This window comes from Microbacterium sp. 4R-513 (assembly GCF_011046485.1).
Classification (GTDB): Bacteria; Actinomycetota; Actinomycetes; order Actinomycetales; family Microbacteriaceae; genus Microbacterium.
Genome location: NZ_CP049256.1, coordinates 1,216,341 through 1,230,750 on the forward strand (window position 1 = coordinate 1,216,341; position 14,410 = coordinate 1,230,750).

General features: G+C 66.8%; 14 protein-coding genes. 9 read left to right on the plus strand and 5 right to left on the minus strand.

Annotated features, from left to right (window positions below):
- Window positions 1-492 precede the first annotated feature (492 nt).
- A complete protein-coding gene (gene dnaA, locus G5T42_RS05270; RefSeq protein ID WP_165126431.1) occupies window positions 493-1,935 on the minus strand; it encodes a chromosomal replication initiator protein DnaA in 1,443 nt (480 codons plus the stop codon).
- A gap of 303 nt (window positions 1,936-2,238) precedes the next feature.
- Between dnaA and rpmH the strand changes: the two genes are divergently transcribed.
- The 8 genes from rpmH (at window position 2,239) to G5T42_RS05310 (ending at window position 10,580) form a co-directional block, all read left to right on the plus strand.
- A complete protein-coding gene (rpmH, locus tag G5T42_RS05275) occupies window positions 2,239-2,376 on the plus strand; it encodes a 50S ribosomal protein L34 (RefSeq protein ID WP_064002918.1) in 138 nt (45 codons plus the stop codon).
- A gap of 9 nt (window positions 2,377-2,385) precedes the next feature.
- The gene (gene rnpA / locus G5T42_RS05280) at window positions 2,386-2,724 is read left to right on the plus strand and encodes a ribonuclease P protein component (protein ID WP_165126434.1); all 339 of its coding nucleotides are present in this window, start codon (window positions 2,386-2,388) and stop codon (window positions 2,722-2,724) included.
- Window positions 2,721-3,071, plus strand: a complete 351-nt coding sequence (gene yidD / locus G5T42_RS05285) for a membrane protein insertion efficiency factor YidD (protein ID WP_165126437.1) — start codon at window positions 2,721-2,723, stop codon at window positions 3,069-3,071. The genes rnpA and yidD overlap by 4 nt, the downstream gene beginning before the upstream one ends.
- 18 nt (window positions 3,072-3,089) lie before the next feature.
- Window positions 3,090-4,229 carry a membrane protein insertase YidC gene (gene yidC, locus G5T42_RS05290; protein ID WP_241246046.1) on the plus strand — a complete coding sequence of 380 codons (1,140 nt, stop codon included), beginning with the start codon at window positions 3,090-3,092 and terminating at the stop codon, window positions 4,227-4,229.
- Between the two features lie 106 nt (window positions 4,230-4,335).
- A complete protein-coding gene (locus tag G5T42_RS05295; RefSeq protein WP_165126443.1) occupies window positions 4,336-4,848 on the plus strand; it encodes a R3H domain-containing nucleic acid-binding protein in 513 nt (170 codons plus the stop codon).
- 19 nt (window positions 4,849-4,867) lie between these two features.
- A complete protein-coding gene (rsmG, locus tag G5T42_RS05300; protein ID WP_165126446.1) occupies window positions 4,868-5,494 on the plus strand; it encodes a 16S rRNA (guanine(527)-N(7))-methyltransferase RsmG in 627 nt (208 codons plus the stop codon).
- Between the two features lie 3,134 nt (window positions 5,495-8,628).
- Window positions 8,629-9,573 (plus strand): ParA family protein, encoded by a 945-nt coding sequence (locus G5T42_RS05305; RefSeq protein ID WP_165126449.1) that lies wholly within the window; start codon window positions 8,629-8,631, stop codon window positions 9,571-9,573.
- The gene (locus G5T42_RS05310; RefSeq protein ID WP_165126452.1) at window positions 9,573-10,580 is read left to right on the plus strand and encodes a ParB/RepB/Spo0J family partition protein; all 1,008 of its coding nucleotides are present in this window, start codon (window positions 9,573-9,575) and stop codon (window positions 10,578-10,580) included. The genes G5T42_RS05305 and G5T42_RS05310 overlap by 1 nt, the downstream gene beginning before the upstream one ends.
- Here G5T42_RS05310 and G5T42_RS05315 read toward each other — a convergent pair.
- Window positions 10,568-11,851 carry a sigma-70 family RNA polymerase sigma factor gene (locus G5T42_RS05315; RefSeq protein WP_165126455.1) on the minus strand — a complete coding sequence of 428 codons (1,284 nt, stop codon included), beginning with the start codon at window positions 11,849-11,851 and terminating at the stop codon, window positions 10,568-10,570. The genes G5T42_RS05310 and G5T42_RS05315 overlap by 13 nt on opposite strands.
- Before the next feature lie 46 nt (window positions 11,852-11,897).
- Between G5T42_RS05315 and G5T42_RS05320 the strand changes: the two genes are divergently transcribed.
- On the plus strand, window positions 11,898-12,251 hold the full coding sequence (locus tag G5T42_RS05320) for a tryptophan synthase subunit alpha (RefSeq protein WP_165126458.1): 354 nt from the start codon (window positions 11,898-11,900) through the stop codon (window positions 12,249-12,251).
- 30 nt (window positions 12,252-12,281) lie between these two features.
- Here the strand turns inward: G5T42_RS05320 and G5T42_RS05325 are convergent, their stop codons facing one another.
- From G5T42_RS05325 to trxB, 3 genes are all read right to left on the minus strand, one after another.
- A complete protein-coding gene (locus tag G5T42_RS05325; protein WP_165126461.1) occupies window positions 12,282-12,710 on the minus strand; it encodes a YciI family protein in 429 nt (142 codons plus the stop codon).
- A gap of 252 nt (window positions 12,711-12,962) precedes the next feature.
- Window positions 12,963-13,286: a thioredoxin gene (trxA, locus tag G5T42_RS05330; RefSeq protein WP_165126464.1), complete on the minus strand. Its 324-nt coding sequence runs from the start codon at window positions 13,284-13,286 to the stop codon at window positions 12,963-12,965.
- 99 nt (window positions 13,287-13,385) lie between these two features.
- Window positions 13,386-14,387 carry a thioredoxin-disulfide reductase gene (trxB, locus tag G5T42_RS05335; RefSeq protein ID WP_165126467.1) on the minus strand — a complete coding sequence of 334 codons (1,002 nt, stop codon included), beginning with the start codon at window positions 14,385-14,387 and terminating at the stop codon, window positions 13,386-13,388.
- Between the last annotated feature and the right edge of the window lie 23 nt (window positions 14,388-14,410).

Sequence of the window (14,410 nt, forward strand, 5' to 3'; positions counted from 1 at the left end):
CTGGGGCTTGGGTTACCCATGCTAGTGCCCACGTCGACCCGCACCCCAAGGGGTGCCCCCGACCCGTCGAGGTGATCGGATCGGATCTTCATCAAAGGTTTCTTGTCATGGTGTTAACAGCTGTGGAAAGTGTGGATAAGTCTGCGGATCCCAATCGTCTCCTGGGAACTACAAACGTGTGAGATGTGGAAGGGCTGCGGAGTGCGTGGATGCCGGGTGTGACGCGGTCGGCATCGTTCGTCGTCGCCGTCCACAGGCGCCTGGCCGCTGTTCACAGGTTTCCGCAGTCGATCCGAGTTATCCACAGGTTTTCCACACTGTGCAGAACGGGAATAATGGCGCGCGCCAAGGGGAGTGTCAAGCACTTTCTGCGGCATATGACGGCGAAAGGCCGGCACCAGGCCGACGCGGAGCGGGACGAGGCATCCGTCACCGTCCGGTCGTGCGGCCACGCCGAAGCGGCCTCTGTGCGGAGGCCGGCGGCGGGGTGGGTCAGCGCCCGGTGCGGCCGAGCTGCGCCGTGATCTCGGAGACCTGGTTGTAGATCGAGCGGCGCTCCTTCATGAGGTCGCTGATCTTCTTGTACGCGTACATGACGGTCGTGTGATCGCGATTGCCGAAGAGCTGGCCGATCTTGGGGAGCGAGAGGCTCGTGCGCTCCCTGCACAGATACATGGCGATCTGCCGTGCGGTGGCGACGGCCTGCGAGCGGCTCGACCCGTAGAGGTCGTCGACCGAGAGCTTGAAGTAGGCCGCCGTCGCCGTGATGATGTCGGTCGGCGAGATGACGTTGGCATCGTCCTGGTCGACGATGTCGCGGAGCACCGTCTGAGCGAGGGACATGTCGAGCGTGGAGCGGTTGAGGCTCGCGAATGCCGAGACGCGGATGAGGGCGCCCTCAAGTTCACGGATGTTCGACGACACCACGGTCGCGATGTATTCGAGCACTTCGTCGGGGATGTGCAGCCGCTCGGACTGGGCCTTCTTCCTCAGGATCGCGATGCGGGTCTCGAGGTCGGGCGCCTGGACGTCGGTGATGAGGCCCCACTCGAAGCGGCTGCGCATCCGGTCCTCGAAGCCGGTGAGGTGCTTCGGCGGGACGTCGCTCGTGATCACGACCTGCTTGTCGTGATCGTGGAGCGTGTTGAAGGTGTGGAAGAAGGCTTCCTGCGTCTCGGCACGGCCCTGCAGGAACTGGATGTCGTCGATCAGCAGGATGTCGACATCTCGATACCGCGCCTGGAATGCCGAGCCGCGGTTGTTCGCGATCGAGTTGATGAAGTCGTTCGTGAACTCCTCGCTCGACACGTAGCGGACCCGGATGCCGGCGTACAGGCTGATCGCGTAATCGCCGATCGCATGCAGGAGGTGCGTCTTCCCGAGGCCCGAGTCGCCGTAGATGAACAGCGGGTTGTATGCCTTGGCGGGAGCCTCGGCCACCGCGACCGCTGCGGCATGCGCGAAGCGGTTGGACTGCCCGATGACGAAGTTGTCGAACGTGTACTTCGGGTTCAGGCGCGAATCGTTGCGGGCCGAGGCCATGTCGACGGGCTCGTCGATGCGGGGACGGATGACGCCGGTCTGCGTGGGCGCAGACACCTGCGCTGAACTCTGCACCGGTGCCTGGATCGGGATCGGCGCGGTGAGGTGCTGATCGGCGAGATCGGGATTCACCACGACCCGGAAGGTGGTCGCGACCGGGTCGGCCTGCGGGACGCGCGACAGCGCCTCCATGATGGGAGCCCGCATGCGCTTGTTGATCTGCGCCGCGGTCAAGTCGTTCGGCACGTCGAGGTAGAGAGTCCCGCTCATCACTCCCTGCGGCACCGCCAGATTCAGGAACCCGTGGAGCTGCGGTGTCACCCGGTCGTCGACCGTGAGCTCGTCCAGCACTGCCGCCCAGACTGGTACATCTGGAATGTCGTGCTGAGCCATGGCCCCCCGGGTTGATCGATGCGCCTCAGGCTCAAGGAATGTGGCATCCCGTGCCTGTGGATAACTGCCGGAGCCACGCTAGTCACCGGGCGTCTGTCGAGCAAACCCCACTGTAAGGCGGCGGGCGTGTCGGTGCCAGAGCGGGCTGATCCCTTGTGCATAATGCCCGCCGACGGGCTCGGTTTGAGTTCTCAGGCGACACGACGTAGCCTTAATCGGTTGACTTATGCCTTCGCGGCAGTCCCCTGTATCCCCGTCTCCGGTCTGAGCGTCCCGGTGACACCCTGATCCGGAAGTGATTCCATGAGCAAGCGCACCTTCCAGCCCAACAACCGTCGTCGTGCCAAGAAGCACGGTTTCCGTGCCCGCATGCGCACGCGCGCCGGCCGTGCCATCCTTTCGGCTCGTCGCTCCAAGGGGCGCACCGAGCTCTCGGCCTGACACCGAGCGGTGCTGGCACGGCCGAACCGACTCACCCGCGGAGCGGAGTACAAGGCCGTCGTCCGTCGGGGTCGTCGTTGTGCGGCCGCGCATACCGTCACCTACGTCGTGACGACCGCCGATGAGCGAGCCGCCCGGTTCGGTTTCATCGTCAGCAAGCAAGTCGGATCAGCCGTCGTGCGCAACACTGTGCGCCGACGGCTGAAGGCTGTGTGCCGCGAGGCGCTCGTCGACGTCCGGCCCGGTGCAGATGTCGTGATCCGCGCGCTTCCTTCTGCGGCGACCGCGGACTTCTCCGAGCTGCGAGACGAAGTGCAGAACTGCCTCACCCGGAGAGCGGCCGCATGAGCGTGCTTCCGGCGTATGCGGTCGGTGATGGCCGGCTCGAGGCATCCGCGGCTCTGGAAGCCGTGCCTCTGATCCCCCGCAATCTCGGACTCTCTCTTCTCCACGCCTATCGCGCGACGATCTCGCACACGTATGGAGATGTCTGCAAGTACTACCCCTCGTGCTCCGCGTACGCCGTCGGCGCAGTGCAGCAGCACGGCCTGCTGAAAGGCAGCGCACTCACCGCCGCCCGCATCGCCCGCTGTCATCCGTGGGCCGAAGGCGGCATCGATGACGTCCCGCCGCACCGGCGGTTCCGTTACGACCTGACCCCGCACGGTTTCGTCGTGCCCCTGAGAAAGGACTGATCCGTGCAGGATCTGCTTCTGCTAGCCGCCAGCACCCCCGCGCCTCAGGCCGCGAGCGGGGGCTTCGACCTGATCGGCACCATCCTCTGGCCGCTGAAGTGGCTCGTCGAACTCGTGCTCGTCGCATGGCACGCGCTTTTCACCTTCATCGGCCTGCCGGCCGCTGACGGCATCACCTGGGTGCTGTCGATCATCGGCCTGGTGATCGTCGTCCGCTCCGCCATGATTCCGCTCTTCGTGAAGCAGATCAAGAGCCAGCGGAAGATGATGGAAATCGCCCCTGAACTGCGGAAAGTTCAGGAGAAGTACAAGGGCAAGAAGGATCAGCTCTCTCGTGAGGCGATGAGCCGCGAGACGATGGCGCTCTACAAGAAGCACGGCACGACGCCAGTCTCGAGCTGTCTTCCGCTGCTCGTGCAGATGCCTGTGTTCTTTGCGCTGTTCAGCGTCCTCAACGACGTGTCGAAGCACGCGAAGGCCGGCACGGGTGGCGTAGGGCTCCTCACTCCCGAGCTCACGCAGGAGTTCTACAACGCCAAGCTCTTCGGCGTCGCCTCGCTCCACGAGTCCCTCGTCGGCGCCTGGCAGACCCAGGCTCCCGGCTGGCAGGCGACGGTCGCCATCCTCCTGACTCTCGTCGTCCTGATGATCGCGTCGCAGTTCTTCACGCAGCTCCAGATCATCTCGAAGAACCTCTCCCCCGAGGCCAAGACCGGCCAGGCGTACCAGATGCAGAAGGTCATGCTCTATGTGCTGCCCTTCGCCTTCGTCTTCTCTGGCGTCTTCTTCCCGCTCGGCGTCGTCATCTACTGGTTCGTTTCGAACCTCTGGACCATGGGCCAGCAGTTCCTCGTCATCCGTGAGATGCCGACTCCCGGCTCCGAGGCCGCGAAGGCTCGTGAGGAGCGACTGGCGCGCAAGGGCAAGGCGATCGATTCGTCGGGCAAGGTCGTCCCGATCGAGAAGTACCAGGCCGAGCAGCAGCGCCTCCTCGAAGAGGCCGAGCGTGCCCGGGCCGCCGCCCCCAAGCGTCAGCAGCCGGTGAGTAAGCAGCGCGCCAAGAAGCAGGGGCAGAAGGGCGGCTCGCCGACCGCCGGCCCGGGCGGCCCTGCCTCCGGCGGCGCATCGGGCAAACAGCCCGGTACTGCCAACACATGACCTCGGGCCGGGCGGCGGTTGACCCGCTGTCCGGCCCCTTCCCTCTTCCGACGGCGACCTCCGCGCGTCGGGTCATTCCTTCACCGCACCGATCATCGAGGACCTGATGACCACCACCGATCCCATCGAATCCGTCGCTCCCGAGCGCACCACCGCCACGGTGGAGCAGCTCGAGCAGGAAGGCGACATCGCCGCGGACTACATCGAAGCGCTGCTCGACATCGCCGACATCGACGGCGATCTCGCTCTCGATGTGCGCGCCGGCCGCGCCTATGTGTCCATCGAGGCCGAGGACGACAGTTCGCTCGCCCTCATCTCGGCTCCCGACACCGTTCAGGCGCTGCAGGAGCTCACCCGCATCGCGGTGCAGAATCAGACGGGTCGGTTCTCTCGCCTGATCCTCGACATCGCCGGCTCGCGCAACACGCGCGAGCAGGAGCTCGTCGAGCTCGTGGACCGGGCCATCGCCCGGCTCGACGACGGAGCGACGCAGGCATCGCTTCCCGCGATGTCGAGCTACGAGCGCAAGCTGGTGCACGACATCGTCGCCGATCGCGGCTTCGTGTCGGAGTCGTACGGTGAGGGCGCGGACCGCCACACCGTGATCCGCCGCGGCTGACGTTTCACGTGAAACGCTGATGACCGATTTCCAGGCGGAACCAGCCGCTGCGGCCGAGATCTTCGGTGACCGCATCGAGCTGGCGCGTCGCTTCACCCAGGCGCTCGCCGATGAGGGTGAAGAGCGCGGTTTGATCGGACCGCTGGAGCCTCCGCGCCTGTGGTCGCGGCATGTGCTTAACAGCGCAGTGGCTGCTCCCCTATTCTCGGGTCGGGTCGCAGACATCGGATCTGGCGCGGGATTGCCGGGCATCGTGCTGGCGATCGCTCGCCCCGACGTCGAGTGGATCCTCATCGAGCCGATGGAACGCCGTGTGGCCTGGCTCACTGAGCAGGTCGCATCGCTCGGGCTGGACAACGTCGAAGTGTTGCGCGCACGTGCCGAGGATTGGAAGCGCGGGCCGATTCTGGATGCCGTCACCGCCCGGGCCGTCAGTGCGCTTCGTACTCTCGTGCCTCTCACCGCTCCCCTCGTGCGCGATGGTGGGGAGCTGATCCTGCTGAAGGGTGCGAGCGCTGCCAACGAGATCGAGGCCGCCGCAAAGCCCCTCCGGAAGTTCGGGATCACCGACGCCCGTGTAGAGGTCATCGGCGAAGGCCTTCTTGATGAGCCGACCCGTGTCGTTCGAGGCACTGTTCGGCGCTGAAGGCACGGTTCCAAGGCCGCCGGGGAGGGTGTTTCACGTGAAACAACCGGCCGGTGCGTCGCGCTGGCTGAGCCTGCGTCTCCTAGCTGTTGAGAGGTGCCACCTCGGCGTGCCGCGTCCTGCGGGGTAGGCGACGTGCACGCGGCTGGTTGCGCGCCCCGTGGGTCAGCGCCGGCAAGGTTCGGGCTGAAAGACCTTACGTCGACGGCGCGCATTTGGCGCGAGGCCGGAGTAGAGAGGCGGCCTTAGTGAGACTCGACTGACTCTACGAGCGACCAACGCTCCCCTGCGGAGTGTCGTGACCGACAACAGCGAGTATCCGCCGTGGACGGCGGCCTTGAGACTGCTCGGTGGCGGATGCGCCTGCGCGCTGAGTTCGATCAACGTCGTCCGGTCGTCAGACCGGGCGGAATCCTGCGGCGGGGGCCTGCGTCCGACGGCGCGAGCTGACTTCGGTGGACACAGTCGACCTACCCGACCGCCTTGCTGTCTTCGCCTGCAGGGCTCGGCTCGAGTCGACTGCCCGTTGGTCAGTTGCCAGCGAGTAGCTTCGACCCACGGGTCCCGGTTGGACGAGCGCCCGCCGCCCGACAATCCTCGTGTTTGGCGTGTCACTTTGGTGGCGCCGGGACGTTCAGTGGGTCCCGCAGCCGGCGGGATGGATCCGCTCCTCGCGGCAGCACCCGGCGCCGGATCCGACCCTCTCGCGCTGCGGTCCGAGTCGCGGTCGTGCCGTTCACGTGAAACGTCTGGCCGCCAACACTTCGACTGGGGTCCAGTCGGCGGCTCGGCCGCACAGCGCCCAGAACGCGCAGTTCACTCGGCGATCCCCCTCGCGCAGCAGCTGGCTTCACCGGCAACGGGCCTCTCCCGCTGGATCCGGAGTCCCAAGTGCGCCGTTTCACGTGAAACATGTCCGCGCCGCCGCTACGGATCGATCACTCGCCCCAGTGGGACACGTCGTCGGCGCAGACAGAGAATCTGGCCGATGCCGGCCACGGATAGCTCCGCATCGCGGCGTAAGCTCCTCTTCAACGTAGACATCTCCGCGCCGACCCTGCGAATTGGGTCCACTCGGCGGGTCGGCCGCAGCCCTCAGGACGCGGAGTTCACTGGGCGATCCGCTTCTCGCAGTAGCTCGCTTCGCGTGGAATCGGCCCTCTCGCCCTGAAGTCCGGCTCACAAGTGCCCGGTTTCACCCCACATCTCCACGCCGACGATGCGGACCGCCCGCATTGCGTAGCCTCCGTTTCACGTGAAACATTCGAGACACCCCTGGCCGGTAGGACGTGGTACTGCACATATGACAGGGCATCGCGCCCGCGGGTTTCGGGGATCCGCTGGGCAGGAACAGCGGCGGAGACTTCCGCCGTGCTCACCGGTTAGGCACGGTCCTCACGTCCCGAGGCTCGGCCTTCGCACCGCGCCGCCATCACTTGTGAGAAGGTCGCGGCGTGCGGGGACCGGCTGAGTCGTTGGGAATCCCGGCGGGTTCTCGGGCTTGGACGCTCGGGCTGCACATCACATGCGGTGGGGTTCGCATCCACTGCTACAGAGTGCTGAGATGAACTGGTCGGCGCCGCCGCGCTCTGCTTGAGCCTACCGGCGGACACATACGCCTACCTCGCCGGACCTCCGCGATGGTCGAGGGAGAGCGCGAGTCACCGCAGCAGAGAACCTGGCGGACGGTCGCCGACTCGTCGTCGCGGGAGCCCACCATACGAGGCCAATAGCCTCATGGCATGCTCCCCGGCCGCTGCGTACCTTCGGTCAGCTCAGTTGAGCCGCGAGTTTCCCGGCGAGTTCGAGGACTCCGCTCCGTTGTCCGTCGGGAAGACCGTGTTTCAGTGGACATTCATGCGAGCGTTCTCGGGTGTGGCGCTCTACCCGAACGGAAATGCGACATGGAGTTTCGCGTCAACCGCGCCGGTCTAACGGCGGCGTTGGCACGCAACTCGGTACCCCACGCTTGCCAACTCCGGGACGCATGGGCCACGCCCTTCGGTGTTTCACGTGAAACAAGGACCCCTCGCGGCATGCGGCTCCTCTATCGACCGCAGCAATGGCTCGTTAGCCATGAGGTTTCACGTGAAACACGATGCGAGGGAGACACTCTCAGAGGGCATGCTACTCAGCTTTCGACGCGCGCCGAATTCCTGGCCTTCCAGGCGAGCGCCAAAGTTTGGTTGTACGGACTGCCAAACTGTCGGGCGCGTGCTGCGATCGGCTGAAAGGTGGGGATTGCATAGAAGGCAGAAGGCGATCCGGGCAAAAGCCGGCCGATAGCCCCGGCGTTGCCAGCGACGTCCCGTGCTGCATCACGAAGTTTCACGTGAAACGCCCACTCCCGATCCCGGACCGGACGTCACGAGGAGATCCAGTTGGATGGCGGGCCGCCCCCGGCCGCGCCGACCACGACCTCACGGCGGTGTACCTCCTGCACAATGCCTCCTCTCGCCCCTCACGGAGCCGCCAGCAGACCCGGCCCCATCTCGGAATGGATACGACGCCCTATTGGCTCACGCTCGGGCGACCGTGCTCTCCTCTGCCGCGCGAGACGTGGGCTTGCTTCCGAGGCGCCGATCCCAGCGTGGACGGGACTCTCCGCGCATCGCCAAAGTCGATGGGTGGCGAAAAGGGCATTGGTGAGACGACGCCCAAAGGTGCGCGACTCACGGAGGTCCCACGATTGCCCATGCCGGAAGTAGCAGCTCCTCCAGTCAACGGAATCACTTAGAACGTCGGATCACGACCGTGCAACCGGCCTAGCTCCGGTCTTCTCCAAAGGTTCTGACCCCTGAGCGCGGCCACAAGGCTCCGCGCGTCAGAGACACCTCCCTATCGCGTACGGCCCGTTCCCTCACGGCCGTGAATGGAGGACATCGCGCGATCCACCGGGCCGGGGTACCCCACCTCGCGCTCAGCGCCACGGGTCGGCGAGAGCCAAGAGCGCCGCGGACCTACGAAGCAGGCGAGGGCGCACCAATCGCACAACAGCACGACGGCCCTTCCTCCCCAAGGCGTGAAATCCGCATGAGATCCTCGCGACGGGGTGGCGATGGCGAAGGACTGCGGGTCCGCGCGGCTAGAGTGGAAAGGAGCTCTGACGGCACGCGAAAGGGAGTGTGTTTCACGTGAAACAGCCCGAGAACGCTGGGGCCGCGGCATCCTTCTCGCTCGACGACACGCCCCTCGCTCGGGAACTCGCAGACCTCACAGCGCGTCGACGTGCACTGGACTCCGTCGATATCCGGTTGAGTGGTCGCACCCGTGTTCTCACGGTGTCGAACCAGAAGGGCGGCGTCGGCAAGACGACGACGACCGTCAACATCGCCGCCGCGCTGGCATCGGTGGGGGCGCGGGTGCTCGTCATCGATCTCGATCCGCAGGGCAACGCCTCGACAGCTCTGGGGGTGCCGCACACGGCTGACATCCCGTCGGTATACGACGTGCTCATCGATGAGTTCCCGCTCGCCGATATCGTGCAGACGAGCCCGGAGTCGCCGAATCTGCTGTGCGCACCCAGCACGATCCACCTTGCCGGCGCTGAAATCGAGCTCGTCTCGCAGGTCGCCCGCGAGCATCGCCTTCGCACCGCACTCGACGAATACCTCGCGAACCTCGACGAGCGCCTCGACTTCGTGCTCATCGACTGCCCGCCGTCGCTCGGACTGCTCACTATCAACGCCTTCACGGCGGCGCACGAGCTCTTCATCCCGATCCAGTGCGAGTACTACGCCCTCGAGGGGCTCAGCCAGCTGCTCGGCACTGTGCGCATGATCCAAAAGCATCTGAACCCGCGGCTGCACCTCTCGACGATCATCCTCACGATGTACGACGGGCGTACACGCCTCGCCCAGCAGGTGGCCGACGAGGTCCGTCAGCACTTTGCCAAGGAGGTGCTGGAGACCGTGATTCCGCGATCGGTGCGCGTGTCGGAGGCACCGAGCTTCGGGCAGACGGTGATCGCCTACGATGGGCAGTCGGCCGGAGCCGTCGCCTATCGCGAGGCCGCGGTCGAACTGATCAAGCGCGACACAGCACGCGACACAGCAGCAGAAAGCGAAGGGCATTCCTGATGGCCAAGAGAACCGGTCTGGGCCGAGGCATCGGAGCCCTCATCCCCACGAGCGAGGCGACCGAGACGCGCCCCGTGGACGTGCTCTTCCCCCGCGGCACCGCGACAGCCACCGCCCTCGCCGAGCGCGACGAAGACGCCGAGCGCGCCGGAGACGCCGAGTTGGCCGAGCCCGAGCTGACGACCGAAGACCTCATCGAGGTCCCGGGCGCGCGGCTCGTCCACATCGACCCGCACTCCATCGTCCCCAACCCGCGGCAGCCGCGCACGCACTTCAACCCCGAAGACCTAGCCGAGCTCGTCCACAGCGTCCGCGAGTTCGGCGTTCTCCAGCCCGTCGTCGTCCGCGACACGGGGGAGGGCACGTACGAGCTGATCATGGGCGAGCGCCGCACGCGCGCCGCTCGCGAGGCCGGACTCACGTCCATCCCGGCGGTCATCCGCGATACGGCCGACGAGCACCTCCTGCGCGATGCGCTCCTCGAGAATTTGCACCGCAGCGAGCTCAACCCGCTCGAAGAAGCGTCGGCGTATCAGCAGCTCCTCGAAGACTTCGGGATCACGCAGGAAGAGCTCGCCAGCCGCATCGGTCGCTCGCGCCCGCAGATAAGCAACACGATCCGCCTGCTCAAGCTGCCGGTGCCGGTGCAGCAGCGAGTCGCCGCCGGGGTTCTCACCGCGGGCCATGCTCGTGCGATCCTGTCGCTCGACACTCCTGAGGCCATGCAGCGCCTCGCGGACAAAATCGTCAACGAGGACCTCTCGGTCCGCGCGGCCGAGGCTGCCGCGAAGGGGCCGGATGCCTGGGGCAAGCGCCCCGTCAGGCCTCAGGCCGGCTCGCGCCGGGGTCAGCTCGACGAAGTCGCCGAGCGCCTGGGCGACCGCCTCAACACGCGCGTGAAGATCTCACTCACCCCCCGAAAAGGCCAGATCAGCATAGATTTCGCCACGGTCGAGGATCTGAACCGCATCCTCGCGGAGCTCGGCGACACCGGTTACGCCTCGTAGATCTCGGGCGGGGTCGGCTCGAGCGCGGCGGCGCGGCGGCGCAGCACCTCCGCCTCGGCGTCGTTACCGGCGAGCGACGCCGCGAGGAGGAAGGCGGACGCCGCGGCATCCGTCTCTCCCAAGCGTTCGAGCAGCTCGGCGCGCACGCCGTGGAACGGCCGGAACTCGGACAGCTCGGGCGCGAGCTCGTCGACCGCTGCCAGCGCCGGTGCCGGACCCTCGAGCATGGAGATGGCCACGGCGCGGTTGAGCCGCACGACCGGCGTGGGCGACAGGGTCAGAAGCGCGTCGTACAGGGCGACGATGCGCGACCAGTCGGTCTCGTCAGCCGAGTGGGCCGCGGCATGGCACTCCGCCACCGCTGCCTGCAGCCCGTAGTAGCCGAGACCCCGGTCGAATGACGCCGCCTTGGCAAGGGCCTGGCGCCCCCGCAGGATGGCGGACTGGTCCCAGCGGGATCGATCCTGCTGGGCGAGAGTGAGTGGAAGACCCTCGGCATCCGACCGCGCGGCGAACCGGGACGACTGGAACTCCATGAGCGCCGTCAGCGCGTACACCTCCGGCTCGTTCGGCGCGAGCGCGGCCAGCTGCCGCGCGAGCCGGACGGCCTCGCGCGCCACGTCGACCCGGACGGGGTGCGCGCCGTCCGCCGGGGCGTAGCCCTCGGTGAAGAGCAGGTAGACGACCTGCAGCACCGACGCGAGCCGCGCCGGCCGCTCGGCGCGGTCGGGGATCTCGAACGGCACGTCGGCCGCTGCAAGGGTCCGCTTGGCCCTGACGATCCGCTGCTGGACGGTCGGCACCGTGAGAAGCATGACGCGGGCGATCTGCTCGGTCGTCAGGCCGGCGACGGTCCGCAGGGTCAGGGCGAGTCGCGCGGCGGGCTGCAGCACGGGATGGCAGGCGACGAAGACGAGCCTGAGCACGTCGTCCTCGATGCGGTCGGGGTCGCCCGCCTGCTCGACGGGATCCTCCCGCTCTGCGAGCAGAGCATCGTGCCCCAGGACGTCGATGCGCTGTTCGAGCCGCTCGCGGCGCCGCCATCCATCGATGGCGCGCCGCTTGGCGACCGTCAGGAGCCAGGCACCGGGATTGTCCGGGATGCCGGAGCCCGGCCATGCGGCGAGGGCTTCGAGCAGCGCTTCCTGAGCGAGGTCCTCGGCCCACGCGAAGTCGCCCGTATGCCGGGTGAGCGCCGCCACGATCCGGGCCGACTCGCTGCGCCACACGGCCTCGACCGCCCGCCGGGCATGGCCCGAATCCGATGTCACGGATCCACCCTAGGGAAGTCCCCCGCGTCGGAACCGGCGTTTAGGCTTGAGAAATGGCGAAGCACGACGACACCCCCGCCGGAGGGCAAGTCTGGAGCTGCTGCGGGCAGAGGCGGCTGATGAGCTCGCCGTGCTCGTCCACGAGCGACTGCGTGCCGGTGAAGACCCCTGGGACTTCATGGAGGACCTTCCCTCGGTCGACGAGCTCGTCGTCTTCACGCTCCGCGCAGAGAACATCGCCGCCGACGGCGGTGCTCGGCCGAACGCCGCGCGGCACTACCGGGTCCTCCGCCAGATCGCCCTCGACTATCCGCCGCTGACCCGCGCTGTCTGGCGCCTGCTCGGTGACGCCAACACGCACCGCCGCTGGGATGCGGTGGTGCGTGCCGACGCCTCGTAGCCGAGGCATCCGTCGTCGCGACTGCGGGACTCAACTGGTGGCGGCCTGCCATTCCTGCTGCTTCGCGAGGCGCAGGCGCTCGCCCTCCTCTACCTCGGGGGCGAAGTCCGCGAGCTCGTTGATGCGGCGCACCTCGAGCGAGGTGCCGGGGCCCAGCGGGCAGCGCCGTGCCCAGTGCTCGGCCTCTTCGCGGCTCGTGACCTCGAGGATCCAGTAGCCGGTGAAGACCTCGCGCGCCTCGGCGTACGGGCCGTCGGTCACGACCGGCGGCTGCGAGCTGAAGTCGACCCGGAATCCCTCGCCGGCATCGGCGAGTCCCTCGGCGGACAGGAAGACGCCGGCCTTCTGCAGGTCGTCGTTGTACTGCCCCATGACCGCGAACATCTCGGCCAGGTCGAGCTCCTGGGCGGCGCGTGCCGCGGCCTCGGGCTCGACGTTCATGATCAGCATCCAGCGCATGTCTTGCTCCTTGTGGTCTTCGGATCTGTCGTCCGGAACGGACCGCTCGGCCCGCCTCACTCTGTGCGTCGAACGAGCATGGCCGATATCGACACCCTGGATGAGATTTCTGGGACTGTCGATGGATGCCGAGAACGGCATGTTCTGTTTCGGACGCTGCCGCGACGAACCCACGAATGCAAAAGCCCCGGTGGATCGGTGAATTCATCACCGACCCACCGGGGCGTGAGTCGCGGCGAACCGCGGAACGGCTTACTTGAGGTAGGCCGCGAGGTCCTGCTCGAGCGCGAACTTGGGCTTGGCGCCGATGATCGTCGTCTCGACCTGGCCCTTGGAGAAGACCTTCATCGCCGGGATCGACGTGATCTGGTACTTCATGGCGAGGTCGGGGTTCTCATCGACGTTGAGCTTGAGGATCGTGAGCTTCTCGGGGTTCTCGGTCTGGATCTGGTCGAGGATCGGCGAGACCATGCGACACGGTCCGCACCACTCTGCCCAGAAGTCCACGAGGACGGGGCCCTCGGCCTGGAGGACGTCCTCGTTCCACGTGCTCGAGCTGGTGGCCTTGGCGGTCATAGGAATCTCCTTCTTGTGAAGTCTTCGTATGCGATAACGAGGGGATGCCCGGAGATGTTCCCTGTCTCCGGGCGCTCCCAGGCGGGCCCCAGGCCGCGCTCAGGCGGCGTCGACTGAAGCCGGCTCTGCCTCGGGGAGTCCCTCGATCAGGTCGGCATCCGGCGCGGGCTGTCCCGCCTCGCCGAGGGCGGCGAGGAAGTGCTCGACGTCCAGCGCTGCGACCGTCCCGCTGCCGGCAGCGGTGACTGCCTGGCGGTAGGTCGGGTCGATGACGTCACCGGCGGCGAACACACCGTGCTGCGAGGTGCGGGAGGATCGGCCGTCGACCCAGATGGTGCCCGCGGGCGTCAGGTCGAGCTTGTCGTGCACGAGGTGCGTGCGGGGGTCGTTGCCGATCGCGACGAAGACGCCGTCGAGTGCGAGATCACGGCGTGAGCCGTCGATCGTCGACTCCAGCACGACGCCCTCGACGGCCTCGCCGCCGAGGATGTCGACGACCTCGCTGTTCCAGACGAACTCGATCTTGGGGTTCGCAAAGGCGCGCTCCTGCATGATCTTCGAGGCGCGCAGCTCACCGCGACGGTGGATGACGTAGACCTTCGACGCGAACTTCGTGAGGAAGGTGGCCTCCTCCATCGCGGAGTCGCCGCCACCGACGACCGCGATGGTGCGCTCGCGGAAGAAGAAGCCGTCGCATGTCGCACAGTACGAGACGCCGCGGCCCGAGAGGCGGTCTTCGCCCTCGATGCCGATCTTGCGGTGCGCCGAACCGGTCGCGTAGATGAGCGAAGCGGCCTCGTGCACTGCGCCGCTGCCGAGCGTGACGCGCTTGACGGGGCCGGAGATGTCGAGGTCTACGACGTCGTCGTACAGCACCTCGGCGCCGAACCTCTCGGCCTGCTCCTGCATCTTGGTCATGAGGTCGGGACCCTGGATGCCCTCGGGGAATCCGGGGAAGTTCTCGACATCGGTCGTGTTCATGAGCTCACCGCCGGCCTCGACCGAGCTCGCGATGACGAGCGGCTCGAGGTTGGCGCGTGCCGCGTAGATCGCAGCCGTGTAGCCCGCAGGACCGGAACCGATGATGATGACGTGACGCACGTCAGCCCCCTTGAATGACTTTT

What these genes read in the sequence shown, in the direction of transcription:
- dnaA (WP_165126431.1), bottom strand. Translation starts at nt 1,935, where the DNA reads ATGGCTCAGCACGACATTCCAGATGTACCAGTCTGGGCGGCAGTGCTG.
- rpmH (WP_064002918.1), top strand. Translation starts at nt 2,239, where the DNA reads ATGAGCAAGCGCACCTTCCAGCCCAACAACCGTCGTCGTGCCAAGAAG.
- yidD (WP_165126437.1), top strand. Translation starts at nt 2,721, where the DNA reads ATGAGCGTGCTTCCGGCGTATGCGGTCGGTGATGGCCGGCTCGAGGCA.
- G5T42_RS05295 (WP_165126443.1), top strand. Translation starts at nt 4,336, where the DNA reads ATGACCACCACCGATCCCATCGAATCCGTCGCTCCCGAGCGCACCACC.
- rsmG (WP_165126446.1), top strand. Translation starts at nt 4,868, where the DNA reads ATGACCGATTTCCAGGCGGAACCAGCCGCTGCGGCCGAGATCTTCGGT.
- G5T42_RS05310 (WP_165126452.1), top strand. Translation starts at nt 9,573, where the DNA reads ATGGCCAAGAGAACCGGTCTGGGCCGAGGCATCGGAGCCCTCATCCCC.
- G5T42_RS05325 (WP_165126461.1), bottom strand. Translation starts at nt 12,710, where the DNA reads ATGCGCTGGATGCTGATCATGAACGTCGAGCCCGAGGCCGCGGCACGC.
- trxA (WP_165126464.1), bottom strand. Translation starts at nt 13,286, where the DNA reads ATGACCGCCAAGGCCACCAGCTCGAGCACGTGGAACGAGGACGTCCTC.